Genomic DNA, 20,989 nt, shown 5'->3' with positions numbered 1-20,989 from the left:
TTATTTAAAATTCCGTATATATGAATGGTCCAGCGTTCATATCATGGAAGCCATGTATAAGAAACAACAGTACCAAAACAATCAAATAAAATAGCGTGAAGCCAATGAAGCGTAAATACTCATTATTTTTGATGGATTGCATTTGTCCACCTCCAATGAAAAAAAGTATAGGATTAAACTTTCAAAAAATAGTAATTTACTAGTTAAAAATCCTTACCTTATGTTTTTAACACTGATTTGACGGAATGTGGAGAAAAATGTTGCTGAATTAAGATGAATTCAGTAAATCATAAGATTAATTTAAGGTAAATTTAAGGTTCTGGGGGAATGTGTAGGTTTTGCAAACTATTGGCTGGTTATCTTATGTAAAAAAAGCACGAACATAAGGGAATAATCTCAACTTATGTTCGTGCTATTCATTTTATTTCACTTCATTAATCACTTTTTTAGATACATAAAATTCAGAGCCATTGTAGACATTGATTGTATCAAATGTATGCGTCTTTGCCGTGTTTGTGGAAGTTTGTTCATATATCATGGTGTTTTTATTGACCGGAATCTTCACTGTAACATCTGCTTTTTGTGCAATAAATGTTGGGTTTTCTTTATCCGATAAATCGATTTTTGTTGTAAATCCTTTTTCCGTAAATGCCTTTGTCGCTGGCACATATAAATCATTCGTTAATGTGTTTAAGTCGAAGCCCATAAAGCGTGCCATTGTATGGGCTAAATCAGTGTTTTCTACTAGCCCTGTCAATTTAGAAGGACCAAATGAATATAAAAATACATCTTCACCAGTATGACCACCTGTTGTATAACCAATGTTCGCACGATTAGCTAGCATTTTTACCATTGCATTGCCCAAGTCTTTAGCTGACTGTAATGTTTTGAGCTCGTCCTCAGTTAATGAATCTAGTCCATATAGGGCAGCAACCTCAACTAAGTTAGAGCGATTTTCTTTCAGTTGACTTAATGCTCCCTCAACAGTCATTGAAGCCTTTTTTAACGGATCAATGTAAGCAGAGACTGGAATGCTTGAATAGGTACTAGTTGTGTTAGCGTTCCCCATCGTAATGCCGCTATTTCCATGGTCAGTTACTGCAATGACTAACGTATTACCATCTTCCTTCGCAAAATCAACCGCTTCTTTCACTGCATCATCAAACGATAAAATATCACTAATGATACCAATTGTATCATTGGCATGTGCTGCCCAGTCAACCTTGCTACCTTCTACAAAGAGGAAGAAGCCGTCCTCATCCTTTTTCAGCGTATTGATCGCCTTATTTGTCATTTCTGCAAGTGTAGGCTCAGAGGCTCTTGTTTTAGCACGGTCTAAATCATAAGCAAGTGCACTTGGTGCAAAGCTTCCCCAAATTTTTGAGGATTGACTATTGAATAGCTCATCACGCGTTTTAACGAGATCATAATTTTTTTCATTCAGAACCTTGATTAAATCCTCACCATCTTGACGAGCATTTTTCGTTGTGCCTGGTGATAAGGATTCTAGACCACCACCTAAGACAACATCAATATTTTGATAAACCTGCTGCTCTGCAATATCCCCATATTGACTTCTATTATTGACATGCGCAGAAAACCCAGCTGGTGTAGCATGTTGAATTTCAGAAGTAGAAATTAATCCAGTCGCCTTACCTTGCTGCTTAGCTCCTTCTAGCACATTGGCTACAGGTCGGAAGGCATCTTCCTTAGCGATTTGCGCTAATCCAGGGGAGTTAATCACAGATGGGAGCACACCTATATATTTATCGTTCGATTTATGGCCAGTTGCTAATGCCGTAGCAGCAGGCGCAGAATCTGTAATGGCTGATTCAGCAGAATACGTGCGCATAGCACCCGATAAAATTTCATCCATTGCGAGGCTTTCACCTTTATACCAACGAGAAAGGGTTACAGCATTATTACTGCTACCATCCATCACAAGCATAATGACATTTGTCGGTTTTTTTACTTCGGCTGCGTGTACCTCTTGTTGTGGGATACTAACTGCGGATAAAGTCACTGCACTTGCTAAAAACAATGAAGTCCATTTTTTTGCGTATTTCATGATTTTCCTCCTTTAGATGAATTCAACTGTAAGTGTAAAGGAAGGGTGTAAAGCTAGCGTTAAAGGTTTGTTAATGAAGTATGGTAATTCTGTAAATAATGAGGAAGAAAAGAATCTATGTAGAGGTCACACAGATTCTTTTGGGACATTACAAATTTTCCTGATGTTGTGTACCGTCTATCTTTTCATAATATAAAGTGCCTGCTTCGATGTACAAATTGAGGACTTCATCTTCGAGTAAGACTTCTTCGGAGCCGTCCTGGACATCAATTTTTGTTAGATAGCCAGCATTGTCATAGTCGCTGCAATAAATGGATTCTTGATAAGTAGCTAAATAATAGCACGCCGTTTCTGTAATATGATGGTTTTCATTGGTGTCAAAATTATAAGAATAGACCATATTATCGTTGATACTATTATAATAAATCACATCATCTACAGTATTGGCATACCACATATCATGCATAAAATCATAATCATTATTTGTAGCAGCAAAATAGTTTTCATTTGCCCATAAATGATCTTGGCTTAGTTTTTCATCATTGACTAAAAAGTATTCATAGGAAATCGCATAAGGCTCCGCTGAATCCACATCATTCCATGTTGTATCAAGGTGATACCAGTTGCCATCGATACTGACTAAATTCCAAGCATGTAGCTGATCCTCGCTATAGCCATAAACATATTTCGCTTCCACATCCGAAGCCAATAGTAGGCGATAAGCTAGTAGGGCATAGGCCTGACATACCGCAGTTTCCTCATCTATTAGCTCAAAAACCGTTTGTCCCTCAGTAGAGCCTTGTTCTGTATAAGTGGCTAACTGTACGACAGTATCATTAATGATTTTAGCACGCTCAAAATCTGTCATTTCCTTCGTAATATACTGGTCAGCAAAAGCATCTACATATTGATCGACCTTTTTCTCCTTCTTGGCATCTGTTAAGTAATCAATCGACAACTCCACCAAATAGCCATCATCTGTTTCCCAAGCAGTCCATTCATAAGTAAGAAAATAACCAGCTGTATAGGGGTCAACAAAGGTAAGCAGGCTATTTAAGTCATTCAACTGCACTTCAAAATCTTCGAAAGCTAGCTTCCCTGTATAAGGGACTTCAAAGTGCTGTTCAAACTTTGCTACTTGTTTTTCTACTTTTTTAGTGAATTGTAGTAAGGCAGGATCATCCTTAAATAATGAGGTAGAGAAAAGATCATTAGGTGAAAAAGAAGCAGATAACGCTTTACTTTCTGGCTTCTTTATATCATTCTCTGTTTCTTCTGCTAAGGTCGTAGTTGTTACATCATCCTCATCAAGAAGTATGTCAATGGCCTTTGAGCATGCCGTAAGAAAGGGAATCATGCAGCATAGTACAAGCAGCGCTGTTATTTTTTTATTCATTTTCCCATCCTCCAAAAAAATTCATTTTTGCCATTATAATTTAATTTATAGGGAGTGACATCCACAAATAGTAGCATAAGTCGACAAGGAGGGAGGCATGAAGCGGAAAAAATCCCGCAAAACATAAAGCTAAGTTTGTCATGGTAACCTTTTTTTGTTATAATGTAGTCTGTTGTGATGTTTCAAAGTTCGGGAGGTGCAGTGAATGCATACAGTAGTATTAGTTTCATTAGTTATCGTATCATTAGCGTTAATCGTTGTGGTATTACTTCAATCTAGTAAAAGTGCAGGCTTATCAGGTGCCATCTCGGGTGGAGCTGAGCAACTATTTGGAAAGCAAAAAGCGCGTGGTATGGATTTAATCCTTCACCGTGCAACAATTGTGTTAGCTATAGTGTTCTTTATTTTAGCAATCGCTATTACAAAAATCTAATAGTTGAAGATATATCGCCTAACCGAATTGGTTGGGCGTTTTCTTTTATCATTGTTAAATGGTAAATCCTCTCTCTGTAGTAAAAAATGAATTGTAACGCAATATCCAAATGTCAATCGCTGGACATCATCGAGATGACTATAATGGGTATAGTATGTATAAGTGTTTTAGAATGAAGGAGTGCTTACAGTGAACAAAACATTATCACAGCCATTTTTCTTTCAAGCAGGATCACGTGCTGTTTTATTATTACACGGCTTCACAGGAAGCTCTGCAGACGTGCGAATGCTTGGTAGATTTTTAGAGAAAAAAGGGTATACTACATTAGCACCTCACTATAAAGGTCACGGTGTGGAACCAGAAGAACTAATCACAACAGGACCAGCAGACTGGTGGCAGGATGTCGTTGCCGCCTACAAACAGTTACAGGATGCTGGCTATCAGGAAATTGCCGTTGCTGGCCTTTCATTAGGCGGTGTCATGGCGTTAAACATTGCATTAAATAATCCTGTTAAAGGAATTGTCACAATGTGCGCCCCCATGACAATGCGTACAACCGACGTTATGTTTGAGGGTGTCTTGAAATATGCAAGGGACTATAAAAAGTTCCAAGGGAAACAGGAAGAACAAATTGAAGCTGAAGTTGCGCTCATTGCTGAAAATGGCATGCCATCTCTACAGCAGTTGCGAGAATTTATAGCCCGTACTCGTCAAGAAATTGACATGATTTATGCGCCTATTTTTGTCGTACAAGCTACAAATGATGAAGTAATAGAGACAGAATCTGCCAACATTATATATAATCAAACTGAGTCACTTGAAAAGCACATCAAGTGGTATGAAAACTCAAAACATGTTATTACATTAGATCAAGAAAAAGATCAATTACATGAAGATATTTATCGCTTTTTAGAAAGCCTAAATTGGGCACAATAAATAATAAATAGGATTTTCTCATGAAGGAGGGAATATGTATGAAAGACCAAAAAGATACACTACAAAGTCGTTTACTCGATTTTTTCAGCAAAGAAGATTATAAACCACTAACTGTCGGTGAAATCGAGGATGAATTTGGCTTTGAGGATGCGGAGGAGTTCAAGGAGCTTGTGAAAACACTTGTCCGCATGGAAGGGCAAGGCTTAGTTGTACGTTCTCGCTCCAATCGCTATGGCTTACCGGAGCGTATGAATTTGCTAAGAGGTAAATTTATCGGACATGCGAAGGGCTTCGGCTTCGTGACACCTGATGTCGAGGGCATGGATGATGTGTTCATTCCACCTCACGAAATTAATGGCGCTATTAACGGAGACATTGTTCTGATTCGTGTTTTAAAGGAATCATTCGGTGATCGACGTGAGGGTACGGTTACAAAGGTTGTAGAGCGTGGTCAAACAAGCTTTGTCGGCACATTCCAGGCAAATCGTGGCTTTGGCTTTGTTGTCTTAGATGATAAAAAGCTACCAATGGATATCTTTATTGCCAAAGGAGATACATTAGGCGCTGTCGATGGACATAAGGTTGTTGTTGAGGTAGCAACATGGCCGGAGGATTTAAAATCTGCTACAGGTTATATTACGAAAATTTTAGGGCATAAAAATGACCCTGGTGTGGACATTTTATCCATTTTATATAAGCATGACATTCCACCTGAATTCCCGGATGAAGTCATTGCTGCTGCCCAGCGCGTGCCAGATGAAATTACTGAGGCCGATTTAGTAGGCCGTCGTGATTTACGTCATGAAACGATTGTGACGATCGATGGTGCAGATGCAAAGGATTTGGATGATGCCGTAACTGTAACAAAAAATGTAGATGGTACTTATAAGCTTGGCGTACATATTGCAGACGTAAGTTATTATGTAACGCAAGGCTCAGTTATTGACATTGAAGCTTATGATCGTGCGACAAGTGTTTATTTAACGGACCGTGTAATTCCAATGATTCCACATCGTTTATCGAACGGCATTTGTTCATTAAATCCACAGGTTGACCGTTTAACACTATCTTGTGAAATGATTATTGATGCGAATGGCAATGTCATTGCACATGAAATTTTCCAAAGTGTCATTAAAACGACAGAGCGTATGACATATAAGGACGTTTACATGATTTTAGAGGAGCAGGATGAGGCACTAATCGAACGCTACGAACCACTTGTTCCAATGTTTAAAAATATGGCTGAGCTATCTGGTATTTTACGTCGTAAACGTGAAACACGAGGGGCAATTGACTTTGACTTTAAAGAATCCAAGGTGATCGTGAACGAAGAAGGATGGCCAGTTGATATTGAATTACGTGAACGGACAGTAGCGGAGAAATTAATTGAAGATTTCATGCTAGCTGCCAATGAAACAATCGCTGAGCATTTCCACTGGATGAATGTACCGTTCCTATACCGTATTCACGAAGATCCAAAGCCTGAAAAGCTTCAACGCTTCTTTGAATTTGTCACAAACTTTGGTATTTTAATTAAAGGTACTGGTAATACGGTTCATCCTAAGGCATTACAGGATGTATTAAAGGCCATTGAGGGTATGCCAGAGGAGCCTGTTATCTCAACAATGCTCTTACGCTCGATGCAGCAGGCGAAGTACTATCCTGAAAGCATTGGTCACTTTGGTTTATCAACTGATTTCTATACACACTTCACATCACCAATTCGTCGTTATCCAGACTTAATCGTACACCGTTTAATTCGTACGTATTTAATTAATAAGGATACATCTAGAGAAACAATTGCACAGTGGAGTATGGCAATGGATGAAATTGCCGATCACACATCTGAGCGTGAACGCCGTGCTGTTGATGCAGAACGTGATACAGATGCTTTGAAAAAAGCACAATATATGTCCGATAAAATTGGCGAAGAATTCGAAGGAATTGTTTCATCGATTACAAACTTCGGTATTTTTGTGGAGCTACCAAACACAATCGAAGGACTTGTCCATATTAGCAATATGACAGATGATTATTACCGTTTTGATGATCGTCAAATGATTATGATTGGGGAACGAACGAATCGCCAATTCCGTATTGGTGATGAAGTAACAGTTCGTGTGGCCAATGTCATTATTGAGGAGTCATCCATTGACTTTGAAATCGTAGGAATGGTAACTTCATATGGACGAACACGCAAAGCAGCACCTACTGTTATTCATGCACGTAAAAATTACAGCGATAACAAAGGTGAACGCAGTCGCCGAAGCACACGCAGTGATGAGGAACGAGGCAGCCGTGGGGGCAATCGCAGAGGCGGCCGCCAAGAGGAAGACCGAGGAAGTCGTAGCGCTAAGCAAGGTGAACGTCGTGAAAGCGACCGTGACCCACGTGGTCGACGCAAAGATGACTCAAGCCCAGGTCCGAAAAAACGCGTGAAGCAAAAGCAAAAGTTCTATGAGGGCATTGCCAAAAAAGGCAAAAAGAAAAAATCAAAACGTAAATAAGCCTAAGCGAAAGTGTCCATTGAGAGGGTGCTTTCGCTTAAGCTCAACCTTTTAAGTAGAGGGTGAAAAATATGGCAAAAGGTACTGGTAAAGTATTAGCACAAAACAAAAAAGCAGGCCATGACTACTTCATCGAAGAAACAATCGAAGCAGGCATGGTACTAACAGGTACAGAAATCAAATCCATCCGTGCAGGCAAGGCCCAACTAAAGGACTCCTATGTCCGAATCACCAATGGCGAAGCATGGATTAGCAACATGCATGTCAGCCCCTTTGATCAAGGCAACCGTTTCAATCACGACCCACTGCGCGCCCGCAAACTGCTGCTCCACAAAAAGCAAATCGGCGAGCTAGTCGGTGCCGTAAAGCGTGACGGCTACACAATCGTCCCATTGAAAATGTACATCAAAGACGGCTATGCCAAGCTTTTAATCGGCATCGGCAAAGGGAAAAAAGACTACGATAAACGCAACGACATGCGCAAAAAAGAAGCCAAACGCGAAATGGAACGTACCTTCAAATCAAAAAATCAATATTAATAGATTTGGAGAAAGCTCACTGCTGGACTGCGGTGAGCTTTTTTCGGTTGTTGGGTGGCAGTGGTGCTGGGCGTGGCGGATAGAATGGCGAAAGTGACGGATAGAGGTTGAAATGTGGTGGATAGCAAAACAAAAGTGATGGATAGAAAGCTCAATCTAACGGATACCCTAAGTATCTAAGCCAATTTTTTCTAAGATAGCGGGATACTTGAACTATCAATAGTTTTGTTTTATAATATGTATTACTGATTGCCAGATTTCATGGAAGCGTACTTTTAAGCTCCCACCGTACTAGAAGCAATTCTAGCTCTTTGTTTGAACGAAGCCCAATCGCTTCGCTTCATATTCAAGGGGACGTTACGGATTCGACAGGGATGGTTCAAGCTTTAGTCGCGCGTCGGAGGGCTCGGCTCCGTCATCAACGACAGTTATATAATAACTGGCAAACAACAAAACTTAGCTTTCGCAGCGTAAGCTCGTAAGCGCTCTGCCTCTCTATCGCCCATGTAGAGAACGTGGGGCCCAACTTTAGTGGGATACGGTCGATGGTACCACCTGAGTCATCGGCAAGAGATTTCCAGGTTAGCGTACAGGACGCCTGTTTGTCGGCATAATGTTACGTGAATCCTAAATAGGCAAACTACACGCGTAGAAGCTGAAGTATTGGAGTCTTTGGACGCGGGTTCGACTCCCGCCGTCTCCATAATACAAGTTCATTGAGTTTCAATGAACTTCAAAACCCTTGATACACAAGGGTTTTTTATTTTGCGTTCATTTATTGAATATCATTGGATTTCACCTAATGGCATTTTTGATGGCATTTTTTTAGAGTTAAAAATCTATATACTTTGCAAACTTTTCTGCTGCAAGTTCTTTTGCTTTTTCTGTTACATGAGCATAAATATTCATAGTGGTTTTTACATCTGCATGTCCTAGCCTATCTTGTACTTCTTTAATTGTTGCACCAGCTTCAAATAACAATGAACAATGCGTATGGCGTAGTTCATGTGTAGTGATCTTTTCTAATTTATGTTTTTTTGTACTTGCACCATCCACTTGCGTGTTTTGGTTAGCTGGAGATATTCATTATATTCATTACTGAAAACAAGTTGATTAGGTTTTAATGTATTGATTCCCAACTTCAAATAATCTTGCTTCTGCTTTTTTTCCAAACTTCTAAAATATCCAGCGTTACTTTATCCATTTTAATTGTGCGAATAGATTTTTTTGTTTTAGTTGCCTTTATATATAATTGATTATTTTCACCACGTGCTAATGCTTTATTAATACGGATTTCTTGTTCTTTAAAGTTGATATCATTCCATTGTAATGCCAATGCCTCACCTTTTCTCATACCACTGAAAGCAAGTAACCTAAATAATGCATATGATTTGTAATTGTTCTCCTTTTCAAAACACTTTAAGAAATGAATTAATTGCTCTTTAGTATAGTAATTAATATTTTCGTCTTCATTAGGAATATCAAAATTTTTAGGCATAGTAACTCTTTTCATTGGGTTATCGATAATTACCCCTAGTGTTACTGCATAATCAAATACCTTTGAAGCATAGGACTTTACGGTGCGATATTTTTTCAATTTGTTAAACCATTCATTTACGTGTTTTTGACAAGTCTGTACATTCACTTTTTCAATTTTATAGTTACCTATAGAAGGTAATATATGATTTTTAAATATCCCTGTTGTTTTTACGAATGTACTTGCCTCAACTGTATTTTTATATTGTTCGACCCATAAGACATAAATATCATTGAATGTGTCAACGGATCTTTTACGGAAGTCCCCTCTTTCTATCTCTAGTTGTAAACGAGATAAAGCGATTTGGGTTTCTTTTTTTGTGGTAAATCCATGTTTTCATACGTTTACCTGTTAGTGGGTCTGTCCCAATATACATTTGAAACTTATAAAATTTCTTACCATTTATTGTGTAACTCTGTATAGTTGGCATGAAATATCCCTCCTATTTAGCCACTTGTGGGGGCAAGTTTTTTTGATAGGTAGTGGGAAGAATTTTAATCGTCCGCAGTACCAGGCATTGAAAAGTGTAATTCGTGCTGGAGATCTTATTTATATGGATGCGTTGAATCGTTTAGAGCGCAACTATGATGAAATTATTAGCGAGTGGAAAGACATTACTCGAAATATTAATGCTGATATTGTGGTTCTTGAAAATGAGACACTGTTCGATAGTCGTAAGTTTAAAGCAATGAACACAGATGATAGTAAGCTGGGCTCTTTGATGGAGGAACAGTTTTTATCACTGCTTTCATACGTAGCTGATTAGGAACGGAAAAAGATTTTGAAGCGCCAGGCTGAGGGAATTGCGGAAGCACGAAAAGCAGGAAAGCACTTAGGTAGACCACGACTAGATTTATCGACACTATCGAAAGAGCAGCGTACACTGTTGGAAGCAAATTATGAGGCATGGAAGTGTAAGGAGCTGACGGGGGTTAAGTTTGCGGAGATGTTGGGGTTGAAGAAGAATAGTTTTTATAAGGTTTTGAGGGAGTATGAATTTGAAAGTAAAAATAATAGTTGAAACAAGTTGGGATGAAAGAAAAACGTATGACGTTCTACCAAAGTTATTGATATACTATAATTAATAATTATTGTCCGCTATATTGGAGGGGGTATTGAGTTGAGTAGTGTTTATAATACTAAAGAGAAAGTACATAAAAGAGCATTAGAAGCTGTTGGAAAGACACTTGGAGAAATTGATGTAAATAGCACTATAAATGTGAAAAATAAATCTTATCCAGGCAACGTAATAGAGCAGGTCTGGTTTGACCATCCAGCAGATAATTATGCTGAACCGGATTTTCCAGAAGCTGGAGTAGAATTGAAAGTTACCCCTATAGATAAACAAACAAAAAAGAAAAAAGTCACAAAACTTATAGCTGGTGAGAGACTCGTTTTAAATAAAATTAATTACCAAAATGAATATGGTAAAACATTTGAACAAAGCTCCTTTTGGCATAAAAATAAACTAATTGAATTAATTCAATATTACAGACGGGATGTCTCGTATAAGGAAAAAATTTCTATCGGAGAAATGATTGAAGATAAAACAAAATTTGAAGTATTATATGCAAATCTACTTTCAATGACGGAATTACAAGATTTTGGCTTACCTAAAGATACTGTAATTGAAATACCTGAGAAAGATTTAGAAATCATTAAGCAAGATTGGGGAAAAATATCTGAATATATAAATAACGGTAAAGCTGAGCAATTATCAGAAGGGCTTACAAATTATCTAGGAGCATGTACAAAATCAGCAACTGGTGCTGATTTTACAAAACAAAAGCATACCGATGTTCCTGCAAAACCTAGAGCCTATTCATTTAAAGCAAAATTCATTAATAAACTTATAAATGATCATATTATTGGACAAGATCATACCGAAGCAATTAATAGTATTGTGAAGGATGTTAGTGAGCTAGAAAAGAATACTCTTGAGGAAATTATTGTATCTCGCTTTACTCCCTACTACGGTATGAAACAAAGTGACTTGATTCAAAAACTTGGTATCGAAGTAGGAAAAAGTAAGTCACAAAAAAATATTAATAACATGATAATCCGTGGAATTCTTAATTTACCAACCACTACAAATGAAGTCACATCAGAAGAAATAGAAAAAGCAGAAATTAGTTTAAAAACGGTTACTTTAAGGGATGGGCAACCAAAAGAACATTTTAAATTTATGGGAATTCCTTCATTTCTTGAACTAGTTAACGAACCTTGGGAGGAATCAAGTATTTATAATTTCTTAGAAAGGAAAAAATTTCTACTACTAGTCTTTAATGATTTTAATAAAAAGAAAAAAAATAGCACTTCGTACGAAACAAATCCTGAGAAAATTTTTTTTGTAGGCGCTAAATTTTGGAATATGCCAATCCGTGATATAGATGGGCCAGTTAAAAGAGTATGGGAAACAGAGGTGGCAAAACTAAAAAATGGTGTTGAACTAAATTTTACCAAAAGTGAAAATAATGAAATCAAAATATATAATAATTTCATTAAACCATCTCTTGAAGATATTTTACATCTTCGCCCCGATGCCGCAGTCGCCCAGTACAGAGTAAAATACTATAAAGATGTAATAGTTAAAGGGAAACCTAAAAAGGAGTTAATGAATAATTCTAGGGAATTACCTCATCCAGCAAAATGGATAAATCGACCTGAAAGTGAAAAAGAAAATTTTACAGATGATTATATGACAAAACAAGCTTGGTGGTTAAGTAAAGAATATATTTATGAACAAATTAAAGATTTGTTATAGAATAATGTCTTAATCTAATAAAAAAGCTTACCGAAATGGTAAGCTTTTTATCTATTAATATTTTGGGGACGTGGGATTACATAAGTCATCAAGTCATTGCTTCTCCTTTTAAACCAATTGATTATTAGATTTAGCAGGAATACACTCATGACTACAGCATGATTGATGCTTTTGTTGTTGCTAATGATTCTTCACAAGAGGTTATAGATGAAAGAAACGAGGCAGCGAAAAGATTTTACACAAAGGGACGTACACCAGCTGTTACATATGAATGGATGAATTTAAGGTTGGTTCGATATATCTATAATGAAGTAACAGGAACTTTACAATTCGAAGAAATGTAAGGAGGAAATTCTATGGCCTTTAGAAAGATTGCAGCTGAAGAACAAATTTTTGAAGATATAAGAAATAAACATGGAAAAGTCTATAACAATTTTTTGAAATTTGCAGAAGGTTTATCGCTTAAGAAAGGTGCTGCAAAAAAGAAAAGTGGCAAAGCATCTTCTTATGCAAGGTATTTAGTAAGGTTAGTAATCTTATACGAAGAAACTTTCAATAAAGAAATAATGGATTTAGATACATATTTAGCATTACATCAACTTGAAGAATTAGGGGATTTGCCGGAATTCAAAAAGTATAATCAAGATGAACGTAGATTTCCAATGGCAACACTAAGCTGCTATAAGTCGTATATTGTTGCTAAACATATGGCTCAAGAAGAGCGGACAGATACAGAATTAAATTATAGTTTAAATAATTCAGATGCAATAAAAAATGAAGATGCAATCATAAAAAATGATAATGACTTGGTGAAAGGACCAAGAAAAAGAGCACAACTTATTTTAAGTAAAAATGGAATGAGTTATCCGAGAAATATAGCTGAGAGTATTGAAGCCAAGAAAAGAAGTGCTTACAAGTGTGAGATAGATTCAAGTCATGAAACATTTATAAATTCAAAAGACAATAACCCTTATATTGAAGCCCATCATTTAATTCCAATGGCTGCACAAGGATATTTTGAAAATACTATTGATTTTGCAGATAATATTGTTACTTTGTGTCCTAATTGTCACCGTAAGATTCATTATGCGCTTCCACATGAAAGAGAAAAAATGCTTGAGGTTCTATATATTAAGCGTGAAAAATTGTATTCGAAGTACGGAATTAGAGTTGATAAGCAAATGTTAATGGAGTTCTATGGTATTACGAAAACGTAATAATATCTATAGATAAAATAATATAATTTAGTTGAAATAGTTTGAAAATACTCATGTGGATTATTGCAGAATACGTTGAACTATCGTAGTTTATTTAAAGCGTAATATCCAATTGGAAAATTAATTAAAGAAACCATCTAGATGATTAAAAGGGGCTGTCCCATAAGTAGAAAACTTATGGGACAGCCCTTCTTTCTATAATAAATATCCACTATGAAGTATTGCTCCTGTGGTGGTCGAGTCAAGATTCCACCACAGGAGCAAAGGGTGTGTCTCAAAAGGACTTTTCAGACACGCCCTTATTTCATTTCAAATAAACTCTACTTCCTCCAGCATCTTATTAATAACACTACCCCTCATCCACAGGTATTGTGCATACATTTTAATTCCATTCAATTCAAAATTTTTGTAATTAGCATCTGACCCTGATTCACGCAGAAAGAAGGTATGCTCTTCGAATTTTGAGAAATTCAGCTGTGCACGGACAGTTTGCGTTTTTTTATTGATAATAGGTGTACCATCTTTTTTTAGCATCACCGTTTCCGACAGCTTATGGATAAATAGAAAGGGGGAATCTAAAATAATTTAAAATTAGAATGAACCCATTTATTGATTATTTTGTCCGATTTTAAATAATCAATGATGATTGATTAACTAATAAAAATACCCTTTACCATGAAATTAAAAGTATATAATTTTGCGTTTTGAGGATACCAAGGATGAAAATAGGTATTAAACCAGATTTGTAATCCGAAATATGTTTATATTGGAATTAAGTGTTGTTGGAGATTTAAACTCTGCTTTCATTCATACCAAGAAAGCAGGGCTCCTTTTATATTCAATCCTAGATTTGCTGGATAAATATTAATCACCAAGCAAATCTAGGATTTCATCTAAATTAACAGTTGGGTCAGGTTCTAGTACACCTCGTTCTATCGCGTTAATCATAATTTCTTCCTTCTCTTTTAAGCGATTGTAGATTCGCTCGTCGATTGTATTACGCTGTCCTTCTTGACCATTCATCATGAAAAAGTAGTACTGTGTGTATTGGTCGTCTGCTAATCCTAAACGATGAATACGATCTTTTGACTGTAACATATGAGTTAAGTTGAAAGAGTACTCCAAATAGATTGCGTCGTGACACGTATGGTGTAATGAAACAGATTCTCCTAAAGTATGAGGGTTTGTTACAAGGACATCAATTTCATTGTTTAAGAATTCATTAATTAAAAAGTCACGTTCCTTCTGTGGAGTGCTTCCGAAAATCGTAGCAACCCGTAAGCCTTTTAAGTTTAAATCTTCAGAAACACTTTGAATGGTATCCACAAACATGCACCAAATTATGCTTTGCTTTCCTTCTAGATGTAAGTCAGTAGCCAAATCAATAGCAGCGTAATATTTTGAACTTTTAGGAACTTGTTGAATCAATTGGATTTCTTCCTCAGTAAACTTAACAAGGTCGTCATCAACCTGATTCCATGGATTGTTTTCATCTGAAGCATCCTCACCGTACATTTCAACGTAATCGATTGTGTTTAACAACAATTTTGGATTTGATGATGCTTGCATGAGTCGAATATACAATTCAAAAGCAGATCGCCCAAACTTTCGATAAAGCATATTAATGATTTCTTGTTCGTCTTCGTTAGCTACAACATGACATAACTCGTCCTCATTAGATTTAGGAACATCTAATTGTTCTTTTGTTGTACGCCAAAAGAAAGGATAAAGTGCATTGTTAATTCGTTCGACTAGTAATGGAGATGGTTTTTTAAGCTCATCTTTTCGGAAGTTAAAATACAGTCGATATTCCTCATTGTATAAAATATTTAATAAGTTATAAATGTCTTCATACGTATTAGGGATAGGCGTTCCTGTTAAAGCATATTTATAAATAGCTTTTTTGGAAACTTCTTTAACAGCTAGAGCACGTGAGCTTGTAATACCTTTGATACGGTGCACTTCATCTAGAACTAACATTGTCCGATTATTAATAAGACGCTTTAACGAGTCTTGGAATTTTGGAACAGCTTCATAGTTAACTAAAATTAGATTAGCATCTCCACAAGCTAGTAAAAACTCAGTTGATGTATACTTTGTTTTCTGGACATCAACAACTTTTAATGATTTGTTTCCTCCAAAGTTTGCTTTAAATTCATTTGTCCAAGCCATAAATGAGTTTTTAGGGCCAAACACAACTAATCGATCTACTTTATCTACTTCAGGTGAATTTAAATAAGCAAATGTGGCATATTTCATGGCTGTTTTACCAGCGCCAGGAACGGAAAAGTTTGAACTTTTTTGCATTTCATACATATAAAAAGCACACCATAATTGAACATCTCGAAGGGGACGTACAAAAAATTTCTCAGTAATGACTTTGAATTTTTCAAATCTCTCTAGAATTTGAGGTGCTATACTTTTTTCGTAATATTTTAAGTTGTAGGCATAGTCTGCCCTTTCTTGAATAAAGTAAGATTTTTGTGAAATAAATTCCTTTACTTCATCACTAACAACAAAATTGAAACCTTTCCTTTTTGAGAATTTTTCAATTATTTTTACGATATTTTGAATATCAAGATGAGTTAATGAAGATGAGAAATTCGGGTATTCGTCTTCTAAATAAGGGAATAGTTTTTGAGTAATAAAGGGTTCAGTACCTTTAATTTTATAAGAAGTTAAGTTGTCATGAATAACTAGTCGTTCGTTCTCATATGACAACACCAGTGTATCGTGTAGCAACATATCTTGGTTCAATATAATCTTCCCCTTGTCATAGGTAATAATTTTCTTTCTAACGATGTCATTAAAGCTTTGTACATAGACAAAATGATTTTTCATTCCGTCCCATAATGAATTGAACCGAGTGATTGCACCTTTAGGCTTTTCTAAATCAAATTCTGAGCATTTCCAGGAAGCGGTCACGTCAAAAGATTCGTAGTTCCGATAAATAGCTGCTTCTGTTTCATTATTGGATCCAGTAAAGTAAATGATATCACCAGTTGCATCTATACAAATGCCGTATTTAGTATGGAAAATTCCATAATGAGTAAAGCCAATCTTAATGTCTACATATCCTTCAGCAATTAAATGAGCTAGATTACTATAATTTATCTGTTCATCTAAGGTTAGGGAATCATTTAAACGTTCTAAAAATTGTTCCTGTATCTCTTTTCGAAGAGCGTAGCCTTTTTCAATTAGACGATAATCTTCTTCTGATAAGTCATGTGAAATGATGAGGCGCATTTTTCCACCATTTTCGATTAACCCTTGAATTCCTTTGGCATAAGAGGCAAGAGCCTTAGCGCTAAAATAGCCACTAATCCTGTCATACTGTACACTTTGAGATAGCACAGGAATGTAAAATTCCTGTGCTATGTTGCCTTCATCTGTGTAGTATGAAGGCTTCAAATTTAAAGATTTAAACATGTAGTGCTTTCCCTAAGAGCTCTAATTTTTTTTGGATTTCCTCATAAACTAAGATGAATTCATGCTGAGACTTATCGTTCATATGTTTCACCTGATCGACTGGGATGCTACTAATCTGCTTAAGGGCTGAGTTTAAAGAATCTACAGGTTGAATTTGTGCTTTTTCTCGCTTTGCGTCCTCGATTTTTGTGCTCACAATTTTAAGGCTATTAGAGTTTAGCTCCGATAAATCTTTAGCTACATCACTTAGTGTTTCAAGAGTCACAGATGTTTCCTCAAAAGTTTCCATCATATCTTCTACAATATCATCAAACTTTTCTAAGAAGTCTTCATTATTTGAAGAGTTTATAATGTATTTGCCAGTTTCACGAATATATCGTGATAAGTCTCCGCTTTCTTCACTCTTTTGGCTACGAGCTGCAAAAACTGTTGCGAATAGTGAGTTGCGGATACGGATATATTGTGCTTGCTCATTCTTATCATGATAGTCTTTATTCATTACTGTTAAAATATCGATACCTTTTAGAGCTCGTTCAATAATTCCTACCATTTCTTGTAGAGGACCATCTAAGTTGAAATCACGTGCAATATAGTATTGCTTTGGAGCATTTATGAATTCTAAAAATTGAACCATCAGTACAGATTTTTTAACTAATAGTTTTACTTCTTTTAAATCTTTATTAGAGCTTGAATCTTTTCCGATAGCTACTGTATATTCGGGAATTTCGAAAAGTTCATTTTCGATGATATCTCGGTATACATCTACAAGATTATCAATAGGGTTGTAATCAACTGGTTTCTCTTCTGCATGTTGTAATTGAAGCTCGAGCATTTTGATGTCCTTGCGATTAATGCCTTCACTTTCATCTAAGATGACAGCATGGAAATACACGTCTTTTCCTGCAGCTTTTAATTTGCGTAAGGCTGTAAATCTTCTATTACCGTCAATAATTGTTCCATCATTTAAAACAACACCAGCAACAAGTTGCCCGACAGTATCAATATTTTTCTTTGTAGTGTCCAAAGCTTTAGGATTTGATTGGTAAATAAAATCTTCAATCACAGCATTGTAAGCCTCAGTATCATTCTTATCAATTACATTACCATTAGCAATATGTTGAGAGATATATGTTGAAATCCGACCGTTTAAGTCGTTGTAAAGGCACTTATCAAGTGGAATAATCATTACTTTATGTGCCTTTGTAACCCCTTTAATACGTAACATACGAGTTGAATCTGATTCCATAATTTCTGTTCCAATTAGAGCTTTTAAATCTGTAGTCATTGAAAATTATCTCCTTTATTTTTGAGTTTGATTGAACATCATTATGATGTTTAATCAACATGTTTAATTTTAGTGAAGGGCTATTACATTTTTTAAATAAATATCTAATTTATGAGGCACCGATTGCCATCAAATCGACTGACGGGTAGAGATTTAGGATTAGGAATTAAAAGTTTTCTGATAACTCCAGATATATCTTGGTGGCTCGCTATATAACGTTTAGTAAAGTTTGGCATAGTGATATACTTTGACATATTGATTCAACCTCCTGATGTGAATAAAGTTTTATTAGTAAATATCCTCGTAAAATGCATTTGTATTTAGATAAAAGCATTCCATTTCAGCTGAATAATGCATAGAAGAATTATTAACTATATCAATTAGTTTATATAATTTTAAGTTAAGTCCATATTCACGTTGTAATATGTCCATAAATTTATAGATATCAACTTTAATGTAATTAGAGATTAAGTATTTTATAAATTTAGTTAAATTAGTTTCCTCTAAAGAGGTGCTAAAAATGATATGCGATGAAGTATGGATTGATTGAATTAATGGATTACTCCAAATAATTCGTTCGTAGAATAAGTCGCTAAAACCATAGTCTTCTAACGGATGACTGAATCCTGCTAGTCGAATTTGAGGTAATGTGAAATATTCCATCTGAGATACATATGCATAAACTGTATCTCTATATCCAATAAGCGCACCTTTGGTAAGATTTGCAGCTTCTAATTTTGTACTAGTAATATATAAGTCACGTTCGATTCGAATAGCATCCAACGACCTCTCAAGTTCATACAATGTACCCATAAATGAAGTTGTTTGGTAAATTTGAGATCTAGTATTATGAAAAACATCTTGTTGCATAATATGCTCAGTAAAATATTGCTCAATTGAGTTATATTTTTCATTGAGTACGAACATACCTCTTATATAGTAACCAACCTTTAGTAGAGTATGATTATTGATAAACTTGTTGCGGAAGTTGACATCCAGTGTTTGACCTATCTTTACAAGTTCTTCGATAGTGTAAATATCTTTAGTTAGAAGTTGTTTGAATTTAACTAACTCTAATTCCGTAACTGGAGGATGATCGACTACAATCATATTTTCATGTATATAGGAAATGTAATCGGTATATATTAATGATCGTACAGAAGCGCTTTTTAAACCATAGTTCTCCTCTATATAAGAGACGAACTCATCAATCGAAATAGGCGCTAATTCATGAAACGCCACAATCAGAAATTCTTCTTTCGAAACCTGCCCCACTGAAAACTCAGGCATTCGTGTATATTCAACATGAGGAACATCAATAATCTTTTTGTAAATGTTATGAAGCTCATATTCAGAATCAATATTTAGCTCATTCATTAAATCAATATTTTCATTAAAAAGCTTCGCAGTGCTATAAATCCCAGGCCCTAAGTTTAACAGCTGCTTTAATTGATTTATTTCGAACGTTTCTAAATTCGAAAGATTGTAATAACGGAAACCTTGTTTGTTTGTCCGAATAACACGATTGGATCGATCAGCTAATCCAATAACATTACGTTCATCGAAGAGTAAATTTTCAGTCAATTCTTTCTCGATAATAAATTCATTTGCAATTTCGATGAATTCACTGTAATGCACAGCGACTTCTCCCAAGTTGTAAACTAAATGTTCGAATAGAGCAATTTTATTTGAATAAGGCATAATTTGGTTTTCGTAATTAACATAGTAATTAAAATACGTTAGAACAGTATTTCTTTCGTTTAAGTCCAAAGAAAGTTCATCTAAATGTTTTAATATATCTTTAGTGCCCTTCTTTAAAGATAATTTTAAAAATTGATATACATAGGGATGTTCTTTGAAAATCATATTAAACAATTCTTCTGGCCAGTCATATTGTTCGAAGGATTCTCTATAAATTATGATTTCTTCCATCAAAGGTAAATTGCTAAGAACTTTGCTTAGTTTTTGACGAATTCGTTCGCGGGAAACCTTTTGTTCGTCTGCAATATCTTGTAAAGTAGCGTTATTCAACTTCTGAATTAATATATCTTTATCTTTAAAATCTACTTCTAGATAATCAATGAACTTAATGTATTTTTTAGCGAACCCTAAATCGCTACTTAAAATCAACCCTTTTTCTATATTTTTTTCTAAAAAAACTTCGATTGCGTTCTCGTCTATCTCCCGAACATCAACATGTAAACTCCCATGTAAACTTCTAAGGAGATACAATTTGATTTCTAACTTGGAAATAAATTTTCGCGGAGGTAAGGAATCAAAGAGTTTGATTAAGAGAGAATCGTATATTTTATCTATTGAAGGAGGGATTTGAAAGGCTTCCTCTACTCTTTCAAAAGCTGTTTTTATTCTTTGGAATACAGCTTCTTTACTAGATGTACTTTTTAATGTTTCCATAAAATCGGAGTACGTTAAATTTTCTATATCTTGATAACAAATATTATGTTCTCTCAATAAATTGATATTCTTTATCGATAAACCAGCAGCGGCTAATTTATATACAGATTCGTTTAAGGAAGCTGAATTAATAAAGGGGAGTGCTTTTGTAATTTTTTCATACAATAATTTTTTCTTTTTACTTAACTGATTGGCCAAAACAGTTTGTTCTATAAAATCAGCCAAAGTATAACCCTTAGTTATCAAAAGTTCCACTTGGTGTAAACTAATTTCATATTCCATTAACACATACAAACTATTTGGGTGGTATAATTGGGTGGTATAAAAATTTGGTTTCAAGTTTAGTTTCAATAGTAAATCACCGCCTGAATTATTTGGATATTAAAACCATAACACATAATTCTGGTAAAACTGTTTTTTTCAATATTATGATTTTTGAAGGCATGAAATTGATCGAAGCTAC

14 protein-coding genes, 1 other RNA gene and 2 pseudogenes are annotated in these 20,989 nt (G+C 35.4%); 9 read left to right on the top strand and 8 right to left on the bottom strand.

What is annotated here, in order from left to right; translation table 11 throughout:
• Positions 1–4: 4 nt before the first annotated feature.
• The 3 genes from MHB65_RS20185 to MHB65_RS20175 form a co-directional block, all read right to left on the bottom strand.
• Positions 5–142: a teichoic acid D-Ala incorporation-associated protein DltX gene (locus MHB65_RS20185; protein ID WP_004228095.1), complete on the bottom strand. Its 138-nt coding sequence runs from the start codon at positions 140–142 to the stop codon at positions 5–7.
• A 279-nt stretch (positions 143–421) separates the two neighbouring features.
• Positions 422–2,068 carry an alkaline phosphatase gene (locus tag MHB65_RS20180; RefSeq protein WP_342441520.1) on the bottom strand — a complete coding sequence of 549 codons (1,647 nt, stop codon included), beginning with the start codon at positions 2,066–2,068 and terminating at the stop codon, positions 422–424.
• A 148-nt stretch (positions 2,069–2,216) separates the two neighbouring features.
• On the bottom strand, positions 2,217–3,464 hold the full coding sequence (locus MHB65_RS20175; RefSeq protein WP_342441519.1) for a transglutaminase domain-containing protein: 1,248 nt from the start codon (positions 3,462–3,464) through the stop codon (positions 2,217–2,219).
• 205 nt (positions 3,465–3,669) lie between these two features.
• Here MHB65_RS20175 and secG point away from each other — a divergent pair, with 205 nt between their 5' ends.
• From secG to ssrA, 5 genes are all read left to right on the top strand, one after another.
• Complete coding sequence (gene secG, locus MHB65_RS20170; protein ID WP_205445394.1) at positions 3,670–3,897, top strand: preprotein translocase subunit SecG; 228 nt, start codon at positions 3,670–3,672, stop codon at positions 3,895–3,897.
• A 189-nt stretch (positions 3,898–4,086) separates the two neighbouring features.
• The gene (locus tag MHB65_RS20165; RefSeq protein ID WP_205445392.1) at positions 4,087–4,833 is read left to right on the top strand and encodes a carboxylesterase; all 747 of its coding nucleotides are present in this window, start codon (positions 4,087–4,089) and stop codon (positions 4,831–4,833) included.
• Between the two features lie 38 nt (positions 4,834–4,871).
• A complete protein-coding gene (gene rnr / locus MHB65_RS20160) occupies positions 4,872–7,340 on the top strand; it encodes a ribonuclease R (protein WP_205445390.1) in 2,469 nt (822 codons plus the stop codon).
• Between the two features lie 71 nt (positions 7,341–7,411).
• The gene (gene smpB / locus MHB65_RS20155) at positions 7,412–7,879 is read left to right on the top strand and encodes an SsrA-binding protein SmpB (RefSeq protein WP_342441518.1); all 468 of its coding nucleotides are present in this window, start codon (positions 7,412–7,414) and stop codon (positions 7,877–7,879) included.
• A gap of 350 nt (positions 7,880–8,229) precedes the next feature.
• Positions 8,230–8,585, top strand: a transfer-messenger RNA (tmRNA) gene (gene ssrA, locus MHB65_RS20150).
• Positions 8,586–8,710: 125 nt separating this feature from the next.
• On the opposite strand, the pseudogene MHB65_RS20145 reads toward ssrA, so the two are convergent.
• A pseudogene (locus tag MHB65_RS20145) lies at positions 8,711–9,846 on the bottom strand (site-specific integrase).
• Between the two features lie 3 nt (positions 9,847–9,849).
• On the opposite strand from MHB65_RS20145, the pseudogene MHB65_RS20140 reads away from it, so the two are divergent.
• The 4 genes and pseudogenes from MHB65_RS20140 (at position 9,850) to MHB65_RS20125 (ending at position 13,397) form a co-directional block, all read left to right on the top strand.
• Positions 9,850–10,437, top strand: a pseudogene (locus tag MHB65_RS20140) (recombinase family protein).
• A 99-nt stretch (positions 10,438–10,536) separates the two neighbouring features.
• Positions 10,537–12,180: a Sau3AI family type II restriction endonuclease gene (locus tag MHB65_RS20135; RefSeq protein ID WP_342441517.1), complete on the top strand. Its 1,644-nt coding sequence runs from the start codon at positions 10,537–10,539 to the stop codon at positions 12,178–12,180.
• Between the two features lie 158 nt (positions 12,181–12,338).
• Positions 12,339–12,524 (top strand): hypothetical protein, encoded by a 186-nt coding sequence (locus tag MHB65_RS20130; RefSeq protein WP_342441516.1) that lies wholly within the window; start codon positions 12,339–12,341, stop codon positions 12,522–12,524.
• A gap of 12 nt (positions 12,525–12,536) precedes the next feature.
• Entirely contained in the window at positions 12,537–13,397 is an 861-nt protein-coding gene (locus MHB65_RS20125; RefSeq protein ID WP_342441515.1) for an HNH endonuclease, read from the top strand.
• A 309-nt stretch (positions 13,398–13,706) separates the two neighbouring features.
• On the opposite strand, the gene MHB65_RS20120 is transcribed toward MHB65_RS20125, so the two are convergent.
• The 4 genes from MHB65_RS20120 to MHB65_RS20105 form a co-directional block, all read right to left on the bottom strand.
• Positions 13,707–13,934 (bottom strand): hypothetical protein, encoded by a 228-nt coding sequence (locus tag MHB65_RS20120; RefSeq protein ID WP_342441514.1) that lies wholly within the window; start codon positions 13,932–13,934, stop codon positions 13,707–13,709.
• A gap of 327 nt (positions 13,935–14,261) precedes the next feature.
• Positions 14,262–16,826, bottom strand: a complete 2,565-nt coding sequence (locus MHB65_RS20115; protein ID WP_342441513.1) for an SNF2-related protein — start codon at positions 16,824–16,826, stop codon at positions 14,262–14,264.
• On the bottom strand, positions 16,819–18,111 hold the full coding sequence (locus MHB65_RS20110; protein WP_342441512.1) for a hypothetical protein: 1,293 nt from the start codon (positions 18,109–18,111) through the stop codon (positions 16,819–16,821). Before MHB65_RS20110 ends, MHB65_RS20115 begins: the two co-directional genes overlap by 8 nt.
• Positions 18,112–18,399: 288 nt before the next feature.
• Positions 18,400–20,877, bottom strand: a complete 2,478-nt coding sequence (locus MHB65_RS20105) for a hypothetical protein (RefSeq protein ID WP_342441511.1) — start codon at positions 20,875–20,877, stop codon at positions 18,400–18,402.
• Between the last annotated feature and the right edge of the window lie 112 nt (positions 20,878–20,989).

It is taken from the genome of Lysinibacillus sp. FSL K6-0075 (genome assembly GCF_038592945.1).
Classification (GTDB): Bacteria; Bacillota; Bacilli; order Bacillales_A; family Planococcaceae; genus Lysinibacillus; species Lysinibacillus fusiformis_F.
The sequence above is the reverse complement of the archived record's forward strand: the minus strand, read 5'-3'. Positions and strand labels throughout refer to the sequence as shown.